The sequence below is a fragment of the Niallia sp. FSL W8-1348 genome (assembly GCF_038006745.1).
In the GTDB taxonomy this organism is placed as follows: Bacteria; Bacillota; Bacilli; order Bacillales; family Cytobacillaceae; genus Niallia; species Niallia alba.
The window spans coordinates 1553870-1574289 of the sequence record NZ_JBBOVV010000001.1; the positions used below are offsets into that span (position 1 = coordinate 1553870).

Annotated in this window: 21 protein-coding genes and 1 riboswitch; of the genes, 7 read left to right on the forward strand and 14 right to left on the reverse strand. The window is 35.6% G+C overall.

Translation table 11 applies throughout. From position 1 onward, the window contains the following. Window positions 1–121: 121 nt before the first annotated feature. Complete coding sequence (locus tag NST60_RS07335; protein ID WP_016202303.1) at window positions 122–484, reverse strand: YtxH domain-containing protein; 363 nt, start codon at window positions 482–484, stop codon at window positions 122–124. 91 nt (window positions 485–575) lie between these two features. Continuing rightward, window positions 576–1049: a low molecular weight protein-tyrosine-phosphatase gene (locus tag NST60_RS07340; protein WP_016202302.1), complete on the reverse strand. Its 474-nt coding sequence runs from the start codon at window positions 1047–1049 to the stop codon at window positions 576–578. A gap of 303 nt (window positions 1050–1352) precedes the next feature. On the opposite strand from NST60_RS07340, the gene NST60_RS07345 reads away from it, so the two are divergent. After that, window positions 1353–2594, forward strand: a complete 1242-nt coding sequence (locus tag NST60_RS07345; protein ID WP_016205480.1) for an IS110 family transposase — start codon at window positions 1353–1355, stop codon at window positions 2592–2594. 238 nt (window positions 2595–2832) lie between these two features. Next, the gene (locus NST60_RS07350) at window positions 2833–3057 is read left to right on the forward strand and encodes a DUF1128 domain-containing protein (protein ID WP_016202301.1); all 225 of its coding nucleotides are present in this window, start codon (window positions 2833–2835) and stop codon (window positions 3055–3057) included. 143 nt (window positions 3058–3200) lie between these two features. Here the strand turns inward: NST60_RS07350 and map are convergent, their stop codons facing one another. From map to treR, 3 genes are all read right to left on the reverse strand, one after another. Beyond that, a complete protein-coding gene (map, locus tag NST60_RS07355; RefSeq protein ID WP_328020615.1) occupies window positions 3201–3953 on the reverse strand; it encodes a type I methionyl aminopeptidase in 753 nt (250 codons plus the stop codon). Window positions 3954–4229: 276 nt separating this feature from the next. Then, the gene (locus NST60_RS07360; RefSeq protein ID WP_341098518.1) at window positions 4230–4748 is read right to left on the reverse strand and encodes a type 1 glutamine amidotransferase domain-containing protein; all 519 of its coding nucleotides are present in this window, start codon (window positions 4746–4748) and stop codon (window positions 4230–4232) included. Window positions 4749–4825: 77 nt separating this feature from the next. Further along, a complete protein-coding gene (gene treR, locus NST60_RS07365) occupies window positions 4826–5542 on the reverse strand; it encodes a trehalose operon repressor (protein ID WP_040343000.1) in 717 nt (238 codons plus the stop codon). A gap of 284 nt (window positions 5543–5826) precedes the next feature. Between treR and NST60_RS07370 the strand changes: the two genes are divergently transcribed. Continuing rightward, complete coding sequence (locus NST60_RS07370) at window positions 5827–6150, forward strand: helix-turn-helix domain-containing protein (RefSeq protein WP_016202297.1); 324 nt, start codon at window positions 5827–5829, stop codon at window positions 6148–6150. 153 nt (window positions 6151–6303) lie between these two features. On the opposite strand, the gene NST60_RS07375 is transcribed toward NST60_RS07370, so the two are convergent. Continuing rightward, complete coding sequence (locus tag NST60_RS07375; RefSeq protein WP_016202296.1) at window positions 6304–6453, reverse strand: anti-repressor SinI family protein; 150 nt, start codon at window positions 6451–6453, stop codon at window positions 6304–6306. Between the two features lie 31 nt (window positions 6454–6484). Further along, a riboswitch (cyclic di-GMP riboswitch) is annotated at window positions 6485–6569 on the reverse strand. Window positions 6570–7290: 721 nt separating this feature from the next. Between NST60_RS07375 and NST60_RS07380 the strand changes: the two genes are divergently transcribed. Then, on the forward strand, window positions 7291–7620 hold the full coding sequence (locus NST60_RS07380) for a helix-turn-helix domain-containing protein (RefSeq protein ID WP_016202294.1): 330 nt from the start codon (window positions 7291–7293) through the stop codon (window positions 7618–7620). Window positions 7621–7757: 137 nt separating this feature from the next. On the opposite strand, the gene NST60_RS07385 is transcribed toward NST60_RS07380, so the two are convergent. The 5 genes from NST60_RS07385 to NST60_RS07405 form a co-directional block, all read right to left on the reverse strand. After that, window positions 7758–8669 (reverse strand): pseudouridine-5'-phosphate glycosidase, encoded by a 912-nt coding sequence (locus NST60_RS07385; protein WP_016202293.1) that lies wholly within the window; start codon window positions 8667–8669, stop codon window positions 7758–7760. Window positions 8670–8683: 14 nt separating this feature from the next. Continuing rightward, window positions 8684–9787 (reverse strand): carbohydrate kinase, encoded by a 1104-nt coding sequence (locus NST60_RS07390; protein WP_016202292.1) that lies wholly within the window; start codon window positions 9785–9787, stop codon window positions 8684–8686. Between the two features lie 203 nt (window positions 9788–9990). Beyond that, window positions 9991–10797 (reverse strand): flagellar motor protein MotB, encoded by an 807-nt coding sequence (motB, locus tag NST60_RS07395; protein WP_169187868.1) that lies wholly within the window; start codon window positions 10795–10797, stop codon window positions 9991–9993. After that, complete coding sequence (motA, locus tag NST60_RS07400; protein WP_016202290.1) at window positions 10790–11590, reverse strand: flagellar motor stator protein MotA; 801 nt, start codon at window positions 11588–11590, stop codon at window positions 10790–10792. The genes motB and motA overlap by 8 nt, the downstream gene beginning before the upstream one ends. A 256-nt stretch (window positions 11591–11846) precedes the next feature. Further along, the gene (locus tag NST60_RS07405; protein ID WP_016202289.1) at window positions 11847–12227 is read right to left on the reverse strand and encodes a DnaJ family domain-containing protein; all 381 of its coding nucleotides are present in this window, start codon (window positions 12225–12227) and stop codon (window positions 11847–11849) included. 115 nt (window positions 12228–12342) lie between these two features. Between NST60_RS07405 and NST60_RS07410 the strand changes: the two genes are divergently transcribed. Then, on the forward strand, window positions 12343–12501 hold the full coding sequence (locus tag NST60_RS07410) for a hypothetical protein (RefSeq protein ID WP_016202288.1): 159 nt from the start codon (window positions 12343–12345) through the stop codon (window positions 12499–12501). Between the two features lie 263 nt (window positions 12502–12764). Continuing rightward, window positions 12765–14846 carry a DNA topoisomerase III gene (locus tag NST60_RS07415; protein ID WP_341098521.1) on the forward strand — a complete coding sequence of 694 codons (2082 nt, stop codon included), beginning with the start codon at window positions 12765–12767 and terminating at the stop codon, window positions 14844–14846. Window positions 14847–15268: 422 nt separating this feature from the next. On the opposite strand, the gene pgmB is transcribed toward NST60_RS07415, so the two are convergent. Beyond that, window positions 15269–15934: a beta-phosphoglucomutase gene (gene pgmB, locus NST60_RS07420; RefSeq protein ID WP_341098522.1), complete on the reverse strand. Its 666-nt coding sequence runs from the start codon at window positions 15932–15934 to the stop codon at window positions 15269–15271. Between the two features lie 209 nt (window positions 15935–16143). Beyond that, window positions 16144–17481, reverse strand: a complete 1338-nt coding sequence (locus NST60_RS07425; RefSeq protein ID WP_169187606.1) for an ISLre2 family transposase — start codon at window positions 17479–17481, stop codon at window positions 16144–16146. Between the two features lie 335 nt (window positions 17482–17816). On the opposite strand from NST60_RS07425, the gene NST60_RS07430 reads away from it, so the two are divergent. Continuing rightward, window positions 17817–19049 carry an aminopeptidase gene (locus NST60_RS07430; RefSeq protein ID WP_169187865.1) on the forward strand — a complete coding sequence of 411 codons (1233 nt, stop codon included), beginning with the start codon at window positions 17817–17819 and terminating at the stop codon, window positions 19047–19049. 234 nt (window positions 19050–19283) lie between these two features. On the opposite strand, the gene NST60_RS07435 is transcribed toward NST60_RS07430, so the two are convergent. Then, window positions 19284–20402, reverse strand: a complete 1119-nt coding sequence (locus NST60_RS07435) for a hypothetical protein (RefSeq protein WP_254416171.1) — start codon at window positions 20400–20402, stop codon at window positions 19284–19286. Window positions 20403–20420 lie beyond the last annotated feature (18 nt).

The window sequence follows — 20420 nt, forward strand, 5'->3', positions numbered from 1 at the left end:
ATGTAGCCTGAATGATACCTCCATCTCTAAATATACATATACCCAAGCAAAGCTGGGCTGATTTTTTTATAGATATTGGTATCATTTAAGCTACTAGACATTCTAAAAAGCATTCATACAGCTATTCCGTCTTAGGTAAATATTGTATGCTAGAGACTAGCTTTCTTTCCTGATTGATCGTGTTCCCTTTCGAAAATGCTTCTTTAGTATCTCGAATAATGCCTGCAACTACTGGCGTTATTCCTTTTAATTCCTCAAGTTGCTTCTTAACAAAAGCTGCATCATCGGAAATTTTCGTAGCTGAGTTCTTTATTTTTTCTGAAGTTAGATTCAAACTTGACGTCATTTGGTCTAAATCTGTTACAGTATCTTTCGCATGCTGTATAGTCGTTACAGCCTGTTGTCTTGTATGCCTGTCCAACAGGCTTATCGCCGTTCCAATAAGACTGCCTATAAAAAAACCTTTTGTTATACTCATTTTCATAGTCCCTGCCACCTCTCCAAAATTGTTGTTTGGTTCATTGTTAAGCCACATTTATATACAACTATTTCTTGAAGGATGACAACAGGCTACCTTATAAGGAATACACTTGTTTTATCTCCCTTAGCAAACCTTCACAGCCATCCTTCACTAATGCAAAAACTTCTTCAAAATTACCGGTATAATATGGGTCTGGTACTTCTATTCCCGCAGCATCGTCTGTATAATCCATTAAAAGGCGGACTTTTGTGCCATCTAACATGTCATTCAGATTTTTAATATTCGCTATATTACTGTTATCCATTGCAATCAGATAATCAAATTCTTCTAAATCCTTATTCGCCAATTGACGGGCAAAAATACCTGCATCCTTAATATTATTCACTTTAAGAATATCTCTTGTTCCCTGATGAGGAGGATTTCCACTATGCCATCCACCTGTTCCTGCTGAATCGCAAACAATCTTATCTTGCAATCCTTCTTTATTAACTAAATCACGGAATATCGCCTCCGCCATTGGTGAACGACAAATATTCCCTAAGCAAATAAATAAAACACGTACTTTCATTTTTATATCCATTCCTTTCGCTTCGCTCAAGGCACAAAACGTAATGAAACAAGTTTGCACTGAGCGTTATTTTGGCAAATCTATAGCCATAGGGATACCAATCAACTACAAATCACGCGGAGGTGAGTGGGCTGCTCCAGTTGTGGAGTGACCGCATTTTTATATGTGTAGATTGCCTTTCCAAGCACAAATAAGTGTGACTTCGAGCACGCAGACTTATCTTTGTATAAACATTACTCGTTTATTGCTGGGCAATCAGTCAATGTTGTCTATCCCTATAAATCTTATAAAGGAGTTTTCCCTATGGCTTTAAAAATTGTTTATCCCATTTGTTGTGGAATTGATGTCCACAAATCCTTTGTTGTGGCTTGTATTGCCTCCACTTCCAAAGGAGTAACCACTTACAAACGCCATCGCTTTTCAACCTATACAAAAGGATTGCTTGAGCTGTCACAATGGCTTTGTGAAAATGATTGTCAGGATGTTTGTATGGAATCTACCGGGAAATACTGGATTCCTGTGTTCAATGTACTAGAAGATTCCTGTAACATCACCTTGGCGCATCCTAAGTATGTCAAGGCAATCCGCGGTAAAAAAACCGATAAAAAAGATGCTAAATGGATTGCTGATTTATTTAAACATGATCTTGTAGCCGGAAGCTTTATGCCTCCACTTGAGATTAGGCAGCTTCGTGACCTTATGCGTTATCGCTTCAAGCTGACTAACTTTATGTCGAGTGAGAAAAACCGTCTTCAAAACAGTTTAACTGTGTCTAATATTCAGCTTGGAAATATTGTTTCGGATACCTTCGGCAAAAGCTCCATGAACATTATTGAGAAGCTACTAAAGGATCCATTAGACACCTCATTTGATTTAGAACCTTTAATTCATGGCTCCATGAAGCATAAACTTCCTGAACTCGAGCTCGCTATTGATGGATACATTACATCTGAACAGGCTGAAAAATTAAAGGTTATTAAACAACATTATGAAGACCTTGGAGCCCGTAAAGCAGATCTTGAAAAAATTATTCTTTCACTTGCCGCGTCCTACCATGATGAAATCAACTTAATCTTAACTGTTCCGTCTTTTAAAAACATTTTTTCCGCCATTGCCGTGGTTTCCGAAATAGGTGTTGATATGGACGTGTTTCCGACAGCTAAGCATTTATGCTCCTGGGCAGGACTTACACCCACAAATAACGAGAGTGCCGGCAAGAAAAAGTCAGTAAGAATTTCAAGAGCTGGATGTTACATAAAACCACTTTTGGTGCAATGTGCAACCGCAGTGGTTAAAAGTGAAAAACATCCCGAAATTCGAAACCGTTACCTACGGCTAAGAAAACGCCGTGGTCACAAACGAGCAATTATTGCGATTGCACGAATGCTTTTAACAGCTATCTACAATATTCTCAAAAAGAAAGAAGCCTATAACGCTGAATTATATTTAAAATCGGATGTTCTTCCAGTAAACCGTGAAATCACGGTAGAACAAGCGATTTTATTAGCTAAAAACCATGGTTATCATGTGTTAGAAGCATCTTGATTTTGTCGTATAAATTTTAAAAAAATCATCCAATGATGGTTTATTTGTCATGCATTCTTTTTGAGATAGTGATTTCAATAATTATTTCAGACTTATTTTCCTCCATTTTCTTATTTACATACTTATTTTACTTTGTAAGTAATGGCAACAACTTATGAATGATTCTCTATATTGACATTTCTATGTTTGCATGAAAAGATGAATAGAACAACTTTATTGTCCAAGAAAGGGGAAAGGCATGAATTTAGATATTAAAACAACAGAAAACGTAAATTTCATGATTGAAAAAATAAAAGAAAAGTTAAAAGTATTAAACATAGGTGCGATTAAATCCACGCATTTTGATGAAGATCTCTATGATGACATTAAAGAAATTTACGAACATGTGATGAAAAAAGATTCCTTTAGCCCAAATGAAATGCAAGCAATCGCTGAAGAACTTGGGAACTTGCGTAAACAATAACAACTCATAAAAAAGATAATCAGTGGCGCACATCCCCACTGATTATTTATTTAAAAATCGTTTTGTTTTTAAATTGCATAAGCTTACTACAGGAAAACAGATCATTCCTAGCTTGCTTCATTCTTCTATGTACCTTTTACAGATCAAGCCTCTTGATCTGTAAGGATTATTGCTCCTTCTTTCGTAATAGCAATAGTATGTTCATATTGTGCAGAGTGTTTACCATCTACTGTTCTTGCTGTCCATCCGTTATTATCCATTTTCATTTTATAATCGCCAACATTAACCATTGGTTCAATCGTAAATACCATTCCCTCTTTTATGCGAGGTCCCTTACCAGCTAAACCAAAATGAGGTACTTCTGGTTTTTCATGAATTACTTTCCCAATACCATGGCCAATAAAATCTCTCACAACAGAAAAGCCCTGTTCTTCCACATATTGCTGAATAGCGAATCCAATGTCGCCGATTCGATTTCCAACCTTCGCCTGTTCGATTCCCGCATAGAGAGCTTTTTTTGTGACATCCATTAATTTCTCTAATTCTGTAGCTATTTCACCAACCGCATAGGTCCATGCAGAATCAGCCAAAGCACCATTATAATTAACAACCATGTCGATTGTTACAATATCCCCTTTTTTTAAAGGCTCTTTCCTTGGAAAACCGTGACAAATTTCATCATTAATGCTGGCACAAGTTGCATATGGATAATCACGATACCCTTTTTGTTCGGGAGTCGCTCCCATTTCCGCTAAATATGCTTCAACCTTCTGATCAATTTCCAAAGTAGTGATTCCTGGTCTTATCATCTTGGCAATCATCTTATGACAACCAACTAGAATTTCACCAGCCTTCCTCATTTGCTCAATTTCCCGTGTGGATTTTAATACAATCATTTACAATCCTTCTTTCTATCTATTCTCTTGCATGGAATCGTTCATTATTATTCGTTTCCCTCATCCAGATTATATTCATTTGGCACTTTTTTTGCTGTTTTTTATCATTGCTGCTTCTGCGGAATATTTTGCAGCGAATCTTTTGAATGTCGCTTTTCTCTTCTTAAAGATAACACAAAAAAGAGACCGATACCTACTCCAACTCATGATAAAAAGATTATATTCTTCTTACCATAAATCGGTGTACGTACAGCCCCTTCTAGTTTGATATTTCCTTTATTTATTTAAAAGCTTTAACGACTCTCTATTAAATGCAGGAATATCCTCTGGCGTTCTGCTTGTCACCAATTGGTCCCCACATACAACTACTTCCTCATCTTTGAAAGTAACACCAGCATACTCCATGTCCACTTTAATTGATTTATAACCAGTAGCACTTCTACCCTCTAGCGCTTTCGCAGTGATAAGTAGCTGTGGTCCATGACAAATTGCAAAAACTGGCTTCTTTGCATCCATAAATGCCTTAGTAAAGACAACTACTCGATCATCTACACGAAGCTGATCTGGAGAAAATCCCCCTGGAATGAATAAAGCATCAAATTCATTAGGAGAAACCTCATCTATTCCTTTATCAATACTTACTGTTGCCTCTTTTTGTTTTCCTTGTACTGTTTTACCAGCTTCTAACTCAATTGTTACTACCTCGTGTCCAGCTTCTTTATACGCTTTAGCCGGCTCTGTGTACTCAGAATCCTCAAACATATCAGTAATTAATGTAGCAATCTTCTTACTCATATCTAGCATCTCCTTTTCCTATTTTCTATAAGTAACGTTCCCCATAGAAAGAAAATAAAACATGCTATCATTATTTTTTAAGCTTCGTTTCTCCTTGCAAAATCAACAAATCGGAACTTATCTGGGCGATGTCGAGATTCTGTATATTGAAATAACGTGGCATTTTCAAAATAGATATAGTTTTTAACAACAACAATTGAATGAAATCCCTCTAAATCAAGTAAGTTATAATCTTCTTCAGTAGGCTCTTCTACCGTAAATTCTTTTTTCGCAAAACTAATTTTTAAGTTTAACTGCTTCTCAATATAGTCAAAAATAGAACTTCTACATATTTCTTCTGTTAATCCAGGCACATATTTTTCAACAATATAGTCTTTATCCAAAATAATGCGTTCCCCATTAATTTCTCTTACACGAAAAACTTCCCAAATAGAATCTTCTTTACTTAGCTGCATTTCTTTTTGTAAAAGAGAAGATGGTTGTTTATTCGTAAAGCTTTCAATAATGGTCACAGAGGAATGTCCCATTTTATCTGCTAATTCCTTAAAACTAACCAATCCAGAAATCGGGAATTGCAGTTTTTCCAGATCAAGTACTAAGGAACCCTTCCCTCTGAGCTTTTGGATATATCCTTTTTGGGATAAAATATTTAAAGCTTTACGGATCGTTTCTCTAGATGTGTTATATTGCTCTGCTAATTCATTTTCAGATGGCAAAATAGTGTCCGGTGGATACTTCCCATTTCTAATTGCCGCTTCAAGTTCTTCGAATATCACATAATATTTATTCAACATGAAATTCACCAACATTTTCAAATTATTCGTTACCATTCTACCCTTTTTCAGACAAATTGTCTAAAAAGGATTGAAAAACAAATAAAAAAATGTTTCATTTTATTTAACAAAGGGTAAATACTATTGGATATATTTCAATATTGTGAACAAAATTTAAAAATAATTATTTACATCATTGATTTATAAGCATAGTGGATAGAACAATTTGTTCTTTATATGGAACTTTTTATCTATAAATGCTATGATAAATATACATATTGTTAAGAGTGAAAGTGAGTGAGCGTATGATTGGGGATCGTGTAAAGCAGCTACGTTTGGAGAAAAGAATGTCCTTGTCAGAATTAGCTGAACAGGCAGGAGTGGCGAAGTCTTATTTAAGTTCCTTAGAAAGAAATTTACAATCCAATCCATCGATTCAATTTTTAGAGAAAATTGCCGCTGTTTTTAATATACCAGTTGATCATTTAATAAATGATCAGCAAAATAAAGATGATTTAGATTCTGAGTGGTTAAAAATTGTGAAAGAAGCAATGGATTCTGGAGTATCTAAAAAAGAATTTCGCGAATTTTTGGAATTTAATAGATGGAGATTGCAACAAAAAAAATAATATTTTTTCCAACTTATATATCTTAAATAAGTTATGATAACTCTAAAAAATTTTTTCTACGTATAATTTCTCACAATGCAATTTTTTCTATTGTGAGAAATTATACGTAGATGTTTTTTACTTTTGTGTTCAAAAGGTACTATATTTAAATGTTTACTTCGTATTTTCTTGAATTAAGTAATCCTTCTCGCTTCGTAAAAACTCTCTTACTTCTTGCAAATTCATTCCAATATCTTTGGCTTCATTAATTAATTGAATCCATTCTGAATCCAATTCTTCGGTAAAAAGTTGACTATTAATCACTTAATTCTTCCCTCCAAAAATACATTTGTATTTTGGCAGTCCGGCCATCATTGTTTCGCACATTAGATCCGTGACTTTGCGTCCCAAACTTTCGTATTGGTTTGCCTTTTACATTTAATTATTCCCTTATCCTTTTACTGTTTTCTCATTATAACGCTTTTATTGTTAGAATATTGCAGTAATTTGTCATAAAATTAGGACAAATTACTAAAAGATTTCTTGTTGTTTCTACAAAATATGTTGAATCCCTCGAATCCAATCGAAAGAATCCTACTTAAGCATTATTTACATTTTACTAGTAAGCCAGCAGTACTATTTAGATTGACTTCTATCATAATATTGCGTTTGATAGCTTTTTAGCACTTTTTTAAAAGAATAATTTATATATATTTGTTCAAATGTAATCGCATCAAAAAAAGGATAATCAGTCAAATCATTTTGGCATATAGGACAAATCCATTTTCCTATTTCGCTACTACTATACGACGGTCTTAGGCATCTATCACAGTTTTTTCTATACATTTTTCTCCCCTTTATTTTCCATTAAGCTTACTTGAATTTGAATAAATAATAATTGATAGGAGTAAAAGTTCATCACAGTATGTAGATATGTTCTAAAATTTCCAATTCGTTCTTTTTTAAGAACTTATTAGTTAGTATAGTGCAAATCTATCATTTTCGAAAATTCCAAAATCAGCCGTTTTTTCTTTTTAAAGAACGAATTTCGTTCGCTTTCTTGAATATCCTCTCGTTTTCTAGCTTTTCTGTATTTTTTATTGAACAGTTCGTTCGTTATAATGAAATTATACTTCTATATGTGGTAAGGAGAATATTGTCATGTTGGTTGGAGCAAAAATAAAGAAATTAAGATTAAAAAGAGGTTTTTCTATCAATGAACTTTCCGACAAATCCGGTGTTTCTAAATCTTACTTAAGCTATATTGAAAGAGGGATTCAAAAAAATCCCTCTCTTCAAGTACTAACGAAACTTGCATACACCCTTGATACCAATGTAGAAGAACTACTAGACAATCACCATTCAGCAATAGACGGGATAGACGAAGACTGGATTAGTTTAGTTGAAGAAGCCATAGAGGATGGTATTACAAAAGAAGATTTTGCCGGTATTCTTGAATATGTAAAGTTCAAAAAAAGACAAGAAAACTAGAAAAGTGGGAGCTCCTTCTATTGTTAAAATATCCTTGAGAAGTGGGTTCCACTCTTACTAGTAAGAAAAAAGACCATTCAAAGAGAATACCGCTTCTGTCATGAAGCATTATTCCACTTTCAATAGTCTTTGATTACTTATTTATTTAACTCCACTGCCATTCTTGAGCCTACTTCTGCATTGTTTTTAACTAATGCAATATTAGCAACTAGGCTTGTCCCTTCCGTTAACTCTTTTACTCTACTTAATAAGAACGGAGTTACCTTTTTCCCAGTGATATTATTTTCTTTTGCTTCTTGTAATGCCTTTTCAATAATTTCCGTAATGTATTTTTCCTCTAGGGCATCTTTTTCTGGAATTGGATTGGCAATAACGACCCCACCCTCTAGTCCTAGTGCCCATTTTGTTTGAATCATCGCTGCTGCTTCTTTTGGTGTTTCTACAGAGAAATTCACTTCAAATGGACTTGTTCTCGTATAAAAGGCTGGTAGAGATTTTGTTCCATATCCAACCACTGGGACGCCATATGTTTCTAGATACTCTAACGTTAAGCCAATATCTAAAATTGATTTAGCACCAGCACATACGACTGCTACACTGGTTTTAGCCAGCTCTTGTAAGTCTGCCGAAATATCCATGGTCTGCTCTGCTTCTCTATGAACACCACCAATTCCGCCAGTTACAAACACCTTAATCCCTGCTAGTTCCGCACAAATCATGGTAGCAGCCACAGTTGTAGCGCCATTTTTTTTGCCTGCAATTAGATAAGGTAAATCACGTCTACTTGCTTTTTCAATATTATCGCTCTTAGCTAAAAATTCAATTTCATCGTCCGAAAGACCAATCTTAATTTTCCCGTCAATAATCGCAATGGTTGCAGGGACTGCTCCATTTTTACGGATAATATCCTCTACCTCTTTAGCTGTTTCAACATTTTGCGGATAAGGCATACCATGGGATATAATTGTTGATTCTAATGCTACAATTGGGAGATCGTTTTTCTTTGCCTCTAATACTTCTTTAGAGAATTCCAACCATTCTGTTTTCATGTTATTTGCTCCTTTTAACGAAAGTATTTTCCAAATATTTCTTGCAGTTTTTTATTATTTAATAATGGATTTACTGTCTGATAAGATTGCAGCGTAATAATTGAGCACGCGATTCCAATTTTGCAAGCATTTTCCGTGCTTAAGCCTTTAATATGTGAATACATAATACCCGAAACTAATGAATCACCGGCTCCTGTTACATCGACCACTTCTGCTTCAGGAGGTAAAATAACACCAGCTTCACCTAATTTAGTAAAATAGATTAGTCCTTTATCGCCTCGGGTAATAACAACTTTTTCTACACCCTTTGCAAGAATGATTTCCGCTGCTTTAAAGAAATCGCCTTCTTCTTTTATTTCCATTCCAGCTAGTACCTCAGCCTCTTCACTGTTTGCAATAAGCCATGTAACTCCCTGTAAATTTTCTGGCAATTTCCTTACTTTTGGTGCAGAAACAGGCGTAATACATAATGCCATTTTTTCTTGCCTGCATCTAGCAATAATATACTCTAAAACATCGGCAGAAAAATTAGTGTCTAGTATCACTAATTCTGATGTTGCTAGATAGCCCCATTTTTTATCAATTGTCTCTACATCAATGCTGTCATAGATAGACATATCTGCTAAAGCAACGGCAAGCTCACCATCTGAATCTAACAGAGCTGTATACGTACCTGTTCGATGCAAATTAGACAAGAGAGAAGGAGTGATATCTGCATAAATTTTCGTATTATCTAATAACCATTCTCCTTCATGGTCATCTCCTACGATTGTAAATAAAGAGGTCTCAAGTCCCAGTCTTCCTAAGTTCTCTGCAATATTTCTTGCAACTCCTCCAGGTGATTGACTTGAAGAAGCTGGGTTGGACGTTCCATACTGGATTGTTTCCTCTGCTTGAACTTTTCGATCAACATTGGCTCCACCAATACAAATAACTTCTTTCTTTTTCGGTAACACATAGGCTCTTCCTAATAGTTTTCCTTCTTTTGTCAAAGAAGAAATATATCCTGCTACTGCAGAACGGGACAATCCCATTTTCTCAGCCAGTTCATTTTGAGTAACAAAGGGATTTTCTTTAATTAGCTGAAGAATATAGATCTCTTTATCATTCACTTCCATCTCCCCTTCAAATAAAGTGAAACTACCAACTAGACGTAGAAAAGAAGAGACTTCTCCGCCTATTGAAACTTTTGTTTATATTATAAACTTTTGTTTATATTATAAACTTTTGTTTATTAAACAACAAGATTTTCTTCCCTTTTGTGAAAATTTTTTATAAGTTCGAGCATTTCATGTATACAAAAAAAGAAGACTAACATTCCTTAGTCTTCTGTTGCTACTCTTGGTTGAATTAAAATATCAACTCTTCTATTTTTTGCTCTTCCTTCAGAGGTATCATTACTTGCAATAGGTTGGAACTCCCCATACCCCTTGGCACTAAATGATTTAGGATCAAGTTTTTTATTTTCAAGAAGTAATTTCATAAAATTTAATGCTCTTGTTACACTTAGCTCCCAGTTGGAGTCATAGCGAGAATTACTGATGGGAACATTATCTGTATGTCCGCTAATTATAATGCTCCTTGGTGGATCCATCACAAGTAAATTGGCTATTTCAGAAACAATTTTTCTATCCTTACTTCGAACTTCAGCACTTCCTGATGCAAACAGGACATTATCTCTTATCGACACATGCAATCCTTCACCAGTAAGCTCTGTATCAAGCTTGTTTCCTAATTTATTTTCTTTAATATAAGCATTCACTTTCTGTTGAATACCTGCCAATTCCTTTTGGTCTTGCTGCTTTTGTAATTCTTTCAAATCTTCCTCAGCGACATCTTTTGTTTCTTTTTTATCTACTTTTTCCTCTTGATCGACTAAATCAGCCTCTGTATTTTCACCTTTCATCGATGGCGCAGGACTAGGATATTCAAATATCCCTGTCCCTCCTTGTAATTCTCTGTTAAAAGCTTGTGCAATTTCCGAGAACTTTTTTGCATCGACAGAACTCATGCCGTATAAAACGATAAACAAAGCTAACAATAAAGTAAGAATATCTGCGTAAGGAACTAACCATGATTCATCTACATGTTCATCATGATGGACCTTCTTTTTTCTTTTTTTACTCATTCGCATTCACACTACTTTCGTTTTCCTCCAGAAATTGTCTTCTTTCTGAAACTGGTAAATACGATGCTAGTTTTTGTTCAATGACTCTAGGTGCCTCCCCTTCTAAAATGGATAGGACTCCTTCAATCATTAAATATTTTTGACTTGCTTCCATTTGTGATTTTCTTTTCAGTTTATTTGCAAATGGATGCCATAAAACATAGCCTGTGAAAATCCCCATTAGCGTTGCGACAAATGCAGCACTAATAGCATGTCCAAGCGCTTCAGCATCTGACATATTGCCCAATGCCGCGATAAGTCCGATTACGGCTCCAAGCACCCCTAATGTAGGAGCATAAGTACCTGCTTGTGTAAAAATAAGTGCTCCTGAACGATGTCTTTCTTCCATTGCCTCAATTTCTTCCGTTAATACATCTCTAATATACTCGGCACTTTGACCATCAACTGACAAGGATAAGCCATTTTTCAAGAACGGATCTTCGACTTCATCTGTTTTTGCTTCTAAAGCAAGTAGACCTTCTTTTCTAGCTAATTGTGCCCACTCTGAAAACAGTCGGATTAACTCTTTCGTATCCTGTATTCTCTGTTCCTTAAACAGAATACCGAATAACTTTGGAACTCGTTTAATCTCTGAAGTAGGAAAGGCAATGACCACTGCTGCAACTGTACCTACTAAAATAATTAGAATAGCCGCTGGGTTTATTAATACCGCAGGGCTAACTCCTTTAAATACCATCCCTACTCCAACAGCAATAATGGCAAGTATAATTCCTATCAAGGACGTTTTATCCATCTTATTCACCTATCTTATTCCAAAATTTCGATTCTAAGTCTTACCCTTTTTTTCGACATTTCTCTTCATTTTTTTAGTTTTATTTTATGTAAATTTTGTTAACTTCATGATTCATGACGATAGTCCCGCTTTTTTCAAAAAAAAAGGGCGATGTCATCATCACCTTTTATTAATAAGTCTATCTTATTATGAAATAAAGATCGAATAATTTACTTATGATCAAAAAAACTACATATACCAGCCAAACCTAAAAAGCTTACTTAAGAAATAACCGATCCTCCACTTTCTTCTGATACTCTGAAAAATGTTTCGAATGACTAGTTCCTGTTCGCTCTCTAACCATTTTATTAAATCTCCATAATTTCTCATTATATTTCTTTTGTAAATCCATTTTTTCTTCTTCCGTTTTACAGGATCGAATTAAATCTTCCATGGACAATAACTCTTGCCTAATCCTATCCTCTTCTAAAGAATAGCCAGCATTCTTCAATACCCGATAAGCCATTCGCAATTCTTCTGGGACAGACGCCAAGCTGTCCTTTGGAAGTGGTTTTCCGAATCCCGGAAGATTGCTAAATTCCCCGTTTTGATACGCTTTTTTTATTTTGTCCTCTGAAACAAGAAACGAAAAATCCATTAACCTAACCCCTCCTGTCGAATGAAGCTATTTCCATTATACAATTTCCTCTTCTCATCCGTATAGGATAGGACGTTTTTATGAAAAATAGAAAGGTAAGAAAGGGGTGTTATTATTGGCACGTGGAGAACATTTTAATCATAAGAAGAAAAACCATCCAGGTCCTCTTCCAAAGGATACAAAAAAACATACGCATACGGAGGATGCTCCTGGCGATGAAGAATTTATCGTAACACAAGAAGCATTTAAAAACCGAGTAGAAGAAACTGAGTAAAATACTGTAAAGTACGGCGTTCTAACAAGATTAAAGGACGCCGTTCCTTTTTCCTCCAATTAATCTCCCATTACATACTAACCCCCATGCCAATCGTTCCCTCATGTTATAATAGAAGGTATGTATAATTCTCAAAGGCTTTATCTTATACAACTATATATGAAAGAATACTGTTGGCTTTAATTTATGGATATCCAGAAATCAACCTACTTCATATAGGAACAATATGAATCAGCCAAAATTTTCTATTGGAAGGTGTTTAAATGAAATCTCTTGTGTTATGTGAAAAACCAAGTGTGGCGAGAGAAATTGCAAGAGTGCTTGGTTGCAATAAATCAAATAAAAATTATTTAGAATCAGATAAATACATTGTTACATGGGCTTTAGGCCACTTAATTGAATTAAAAATGCCCGAACATTATGATCCTAAATATAAAAATTGGAATCTAGATGATTTACCTATTATTCCAAATAAAATGGAATTAAAAGTGATGAAACAAACAAGTCATCAATACAAGGCAATTGATCAGCTCGCAAAAAGGAAAGATATTACAGACTGTATCATTGCAACAGATGCAGGGCGAGAAGGTGAATTAGTCGCAAGATGGATTCTCGAGAAAATTCGCTTTAATAAACCAACGAAACGATTATGGATATCCTCTCAGACAGACCGTGCAATAAAAGATGGATTTAAGCAGTTAAAGCCAGGTAAAGAGTTTGATCGCCTGTATCAATCGGCAGTGTGTAGAGCTCAGGCTGATTGGTTAATTGGGTTAAATGTCTCAAGAGCCTTAACAACAAAATTCAATGATCCCTTGTCAGCAGGACGTGTACAAACTCCAACTCTATCCATGGTTCTAGAGAGAGAAAAAGAAATTCAAGCCTTTGTGCCAAAAGAATATTGGACCATTACAGCAAACGTAGACTCCCTACAAGCTAAATATGAAAAGAATCATGAGCGAAGAATCTTCTCAAAAGAAAAAGCAGAAGAGATTGTTGCCAATACTAAAGGAAAGCCTGCAGTTGTAGAGGCTCTTACCATAAAAGAAAAAACAGAACATCAGCCAATGCCTTATGATTTAACAGAACTCCAGCGAGATGCTAACCGACGATTCGGCTTTTCTGCCAAAAAGACGTTAAATGTACTTCAGAAGCTATACGAGCAACATAAACTAGTCACTTATCCAAGAACTGACTCTCGTTACTTAACAACAGATATGAAGGCAACCATGCTTGATCGATTAGAAAGCATTTCCGGGGCATTTAAAGAAGAAGTTCAACCTATCATTCGCAACAAAGGCAAGGTCGAAGCAAATAATGTCTTTAATAACAACAAAGTATCTGACCATCATGCAATTATTCCAACCGAACAACCAGTCTTTTTAAATCGGTTAGATAATGATGAAGTAAAAATTTATGATTTAATTGTAAAAAGATTTTTGGCACTATTTTATCCAAAATATAAGTACGAAACCATTTCCACCACATTAAACATCAACGGAGAATCATTTGTAGCTCAGGAGACAAATGTTGTAGACCTCGGTTTTAAGGCTTTAGATGCTCGCAAAGCAGATTCCTCTAAAAGCATACAGCTGCAAAAAGGGAAACAATTAAAAGTCCAATCGGTGAATATGGAGCAAAAATTCACGGAAGCTCCATCACGATTTACAGAAGCTGACATTCTTGGAAAAATGGAAAAGTTTGGACTTGGAACCCCAGCAACTCGTGCTGAAATTATTGAAAGATTGCTTTCTTCTGAAGTATTAGAAAGACAAAACGGGAAATTGCATTCTACCTCCAAAGGGAAACAACTTATCAATCTCGTTAATGATGATTTGACTACTCCTGATTTAACTGCAAAATGGGAGCAAGAATTAGAGGATATTGCCAAAGGAAAAGCTAATGCTAAACAGTTTATGGAACAGATAAAAGAGCAAACAAAACGATTTGTCCGTGAAATTAAGCACAGTGAGAAATCGTATAAAATGCAAAATTTAACTGGATCAAAATGTCCAGAGTGCGGATCTTTCTTAAAAGAAAAAAATACGAAAAACGGAAAAGTCCTTGTATGTTCCAGTATGGATTGCTCCTTCAGTAAAAGAAAGGATCCAAAACTATCCAATAAACGTTGTCCACAATGTCATAAAAAAATGGAAATTCATAACGGAGTGGCAGGAACCTACTTCCAATGCAGAAACTGTAACGTAGTGGAAAAAGCTACTGACCGTAAGAAAACAATTAATAAAAGAGAAGAACGGAAACTAGTCCAGCAATACAGTAAGGACGAAAGCTTTGGAAACAGTTTGGGTGATTTATTAAAAGCGGCGATGAAAAAAGAAGAATAAAAAAAGGTAAAGAGACTGTGGCATAACTAAATAGATACTCTGTAATGACGAACAATCTCTCATTTAGCTCTTAAATAAAGGTTACTTTCCTATACTGATTATTTATGTTTTTACATATAGTCAAGTGTAAAAATTAATTCGTTCCATTGCGCTACAGACACTCGCTTTCCGCGGGGAGCAGCCTGAATACACGTAGACTTCTGTGGGATTAGCGATACAGTCTGAGACCTGCTGGCAAAGGCCGAAGCGGCTCAGCGCGAGCCCCACGGAAAGCGAAGTGTATTCCGGCTGCGGGTAACAGCAACAAACTTCATAGAGCATCCTTTTTAACAATGAAAAAAAGTCTGAACAATTATACGTTTCCATTAGCATTTCTTTGTTCGGGTTTAACCTTAGCTGGAATACTTATGTTCCAGCCTTTTTCATCTATTATTAAATTTCTCTAATAAAGTTTTAGCTTTTAATTCTAATGTAGAAGAAACTTGCCAATCTGCTTTTTCAAAAACTTTCCCTTCCCCTATGCCAACAGAAAACATAGGTGTTTGTAAAATTCCACTCAACCCGGCTTGTCCATCTTCTATAGCTGCACAATGGAGATAATCAATGCCTAAGCAGTCGGCTGCTGTTAAGAATATTTCTGGATCTGGTTTTCCCTTTTTTAAAGAATGAGGATCTACAATACAGTCAAACCAGTCTCTTATTCCAAAACGCTCCAAAAGATAAGGCGCGTTTGAACTAGAGGACGCAATACCAAATTTGATACCAGCCTCCCGCAATTCTTTCAAAAATCCATACATTCCCGGCAACATATTGTCTACCGTAAATTCGGCAATTAAGTTCTTATAATAATCACTTTTCCGATTTCCAAGCCTCTCTTTTTCTATATCAGAAACCACTTTATCTGTTCGTGCGACTAAATCGTCAATCAGAACCTTTCGCGGAACGCCCTGATATCTTACATTGTCCTCTCTTGTAAAGGGGGCACCAATTTCTACGGCCATTTTTTTCGTTGCTTCGTAATATAAAGGAACAGTATCTGCAATAACACCATCGAAATCAAAGATAACTGCTTGTAAGCTATTAGACATAAAAACCTCCCAAAATAAAAAATCCAATATCTCTATTCTACCAAAAATACTTATTATTTGTTTGCAACCCTAAACAAGAGATTGAGTCAAGTTTTTGTGGGAGTTTTTTTTGGATAGAAAAACTCCCCTCTTATTTAGTTATATTTCCCACCTAAATGAAAGCGTTATCTAAACAATTTAGTTTTGTTTTTGTTCATTTCCTTCATTTTTTAAAAACCTCGTAAGGCTTGTAAAGCATGGTATATCGGCTTTCCTTTTTGCCGATTTAAATATGATAAATTATTTCTTGTTAGCTCTCCGACTGAACTCTTTAACTTTTCCACATAATATTTTGGCTGAGAAACAGAAGCGGTTTGATCGTTAGGGTTAATTCGTCCTAAAATCGTCTTGATTTCTAATTCATCCTTCATACCAACCATAAAGTCAATAAATGCTTGTATTCCTTTATCGCACCAGCTGCGGCCGTTTTTAAGCCGTTTAGCGAATACACTCATCGTTCCTTCCGCACTTCCCATTGGACGATAGTGGCTTGTGTCTATGTCTTTTTCCTTCAACCATTCGCGATAATCTCCAAGGGCCTGAGGATATTTTGACAGCTGTTGTATGAACTCTTCTAACCGTTCTTCTTTCTTTTCGTTTTCAAGAGTACCAACTGCACTATTAAGTTCCACTAGGAATCCTTTCGCATCATATTGAGCCAGTTTCTTACGAATGACTCTATATCTCTTATGGCCTTTGAAAAGCGTTTTAACCTCACGAGCTACATGGAATCGGTCGATGACAAAGAATGCATTCTTATAGTGATCCTGACAAGCCGTAATCCACTGGGCTCCATCCCCATTAATTACGAGGTGATGTTCACTCGGATTGTAGTTGTAATTATCTATTAAGAACTGCTCAAATCCTTCCCAGAACGCTTCTTTACCTTTGTGGACATAGTGACGTTTTGCGATTAAGGATGTTCGTTTCCCGTTGACTATCCAGCCCTCATGTACGGAAGCAATCTTTTCTTCCCGCCCACGTCGTTTTCCACGTTGCCTTTTCACATATAGTCCGTCTACTTCTACAAAGAGCACTTTCCTCAATTGGTCGGTCGGCTTGACGAAAGTAACTTCTGTTTGTAGAAGGTGTTGACGAATAGTCTCATGGCTGATTACTTTGTAACCTAGTAGTTTCTCAATCATGGAGGAAGCATGACGATAGGATGTACCTTGAACTGCCATTTCCATTGCCATCGTTTCAACTAGGGGACTGAAACCTTTTGACCCCTCAAACTCTAAATAGTGATCAAGGAGATAAACGTATCCACCCTTTTCCCTGTCCCTATAGTAATTCCGATTGATGATAATAGAACCGAATGAAGTATCCATCTCTACGGCTCGCTTATCCTGAAGGTAAAATCTCTTTTTATCTCTATTTTCTGCAATCTGTTGATCCATTTCTTCGAGTTGCTTCGTGAGAACTTCACCAAATGTCTTTTGAAGCATAACAAATAAATCTTTTTCCAGTTCTTTTAATGTGGGTAATTGTATGGTATCTTTTTTCATAGGACTCCTCTTCCTTGTATTTGTGGTTTTCGCAGACTTTACTATACAAGAAGAGAGTCCTTTTTTCATTTGATTTTATTTTCCATCTACCGCACTTCCGTTTGGTGACCTGTTTCTCAATGGATGGATCTACGCCCCATCCATTGAGAAACAGGGTACAACATCTCCCACAAACATTTTACTCATACCTAAACAAGACCAATTATTATCCTAATGTTACGATGAATCAGTTTATTTCTTTTTCTAAAAAAGCTACAATAGAAGCAGCATCCATTCCATCTTTGGGATTCATGTTTATACATAGAGCTTATAGCTTAAAGAAAAGGAGAATGAAAATGAGTACATTTCAAGAAAATCTGCAAAAATATGCAGAACTTGCAGTAAAAGTCGGTGTTAACATTCAAAAGGGACAAACACTTGTTATCAATACATCCATTGAATCTGCTGAATTTGTTCGTTTAGTAGTGAAAGAAGCATACCAAATTGGGGCAAATAACGTTGTTGTCAACTGGGGAGATGATACAGTTACTCGAACAAAATATGAATTAGCGCCAGATGAAGCATTTAGGGAGTATCCTGAATGGAGAGCAAAAGAGACAATTGCACTTGCAGAAGAAGGGGCAGCTTTCATGTCTGTTGTATCCTCAAGCCCTGATCTTTTAAAAGGGATTGCCTCTGAAAGAATTAGCAATTTCCAAAAAGCTTCTGGTACAGCTTTAAGCCAGTTCCGAAAATATGTCCAATCAGATAAAGTAAGCTGGACAGTCATTGCTGTTCCATCAACTGCTTGGGCAAACCTTGTCTTCCCTGATGCTCCTGAAGAAAGCAAAGTTGAATTACTTTGGGATGCTATTTTCAAAGCAATTAGAGTCGATCAAGAAGATCCAATCCAAGCTTGGAAAGAGCATGATAAAACACTTCATACAAAAGTAGATTATTTAAATGGGAAAGCATATAAAAAGCTTCATTATACGGCTCCAGGTACAGATTTAACCATCGAACTACCTGAAGGACATCTATGGTGCGGGGCAGGCTCTATCAATGAAAAAGGCTTTGAATTCATGGCAAATATGCCAACAGAAGAAGTCTTCACTGTTCCTCACAAAACAGGCGTAAATGGAACTGTTTCAAGCACAAAACCATTAAGCTATGGTGGAAATATTATTAATAATTTCTCTGTTACATTTAAAGATGGACGTATTGTGGAAGTGAAGGCAGAAGAAGGAGAAGAAATTCTTCGTCAATTAGTAGAAACAGATGAAGGTTCCCATTACCTTGGTGAGGTAGCATTAGTACCACATCGTTCTCCTATTTCTCAATCAAATATTCTATACTACAATACTTTATTTGATGAAAATGCATCAAATCACTTAGCAATCGGTAGCGCCTATGCATTCTGTATAGAAGGTGGAAAAAAGATGTCTAGTGAAGAATTAGCCGAAAAAGGATTAAACGACAGTATTACACATGTTGACTTTATGATTGGTTCAGACAAAATGAACATTGACGGTATTACTGCTGATGGTACAGTAGAACCTGTATTCCGTAATGGTGATTGGGCTTTTTAAGGATTAAGTAAAGGATGTTTCATGGAATGTTTGCGACTGAATATTCCATGAGACATCCTTTTTTGATAGGATAAAGTGAAACTTCCATCAGTGGGGGTTTTCCTTCCTCCCCCACTGATGGTTAGTTGAACCAATCGGACCTTTACGGACAGTTAATCTCCCACCTATCTTCCTCGTATTCTCATAAGCTTACAGTTGAGTCTTACTGTCCGTTAAGAGTGGGATAAACGATTTCTATTTCACCAATCTAATCGTTTTAATTCGTTGAGATAAGTCTAATTGGATAATTAACTTATAATTCCCTGCTGAATAGGTTGCTACATACCCATCCTCTTTTGTAACATAATCCTCTGGCTTCCCTATCGTGTCTTGAATAGACTGTACCGATTCTTTTAAACGAACTCCTGGTATAGAAATCGAAGTAACCAGCTCCGTACTCTTGTCATAGTAATAAGTAACCTCAGGAAAATTTAATTGATTGTATTTCTGATTATACTCTTCCTCCATATAATTGGAGTTTATTTTCTTTATCTCTTTAATATTTGTACCAATTGGATATTGAGCCCCTATTAACATCCCTTGCTCTGCTAAATTCATTAAACTAGAGGTAACGGATAAATTCTTATAAGGATAATAAAATTCTTCCTCATCGAGCCAATTTTTAATAATTTCCTTATTATCAACAGAAGTTGCATCTACTTTTAATAATTTACCGTTATTTTGCTCGAGCATCCATGTATCAAATTCCATTATTTCTTTATCCTTTTTTCTTAACGTCTGTATATAGTTTTGTTGAATATTCTTAATGTCTTTACTGAATATTCGCATACCATAATCAGTCAATGTAACTAATTCTCCGTTATGGATCGTATAGAAATAAGCCATTACTTCATTAGCCTCTTCTCCTTGAAAAACAGCAGCAATATTTTGCTGATTAACAAGAAACGTTCCAATATTTTTTTGTGACAAATTAAAGGTCATTGGGTTGGGCAATTCAAGCTCTTGTTTAGCTGCCTCATGTCCGTACTCTTCAGTCCATAAGAAAAAGGAAAAATCTCCCGTCACAATCGTATCATCTTTTTTTCCTAACTCACTATCTTCTACTTGCTGATATTTCCTTTCTCCTTCACCTACAATATACAATTCATACTCTTTCTCTTTCACTTTCATATCCATTTCAAAATAAGCATTTTCTTTTACCCATTGTAAATCCTTCTTAATAACAGTATGATTTATGTCAATTTCATTCTTATGTTTCTCTATCAAATAGGAATTTACTATAGAAGCTATTAAAATTCCTGCAATTATAATTACTCCGACCCATAATAGCCAGATATATTTATTTCTTTTCATTATCTTTCTCCTATTTTT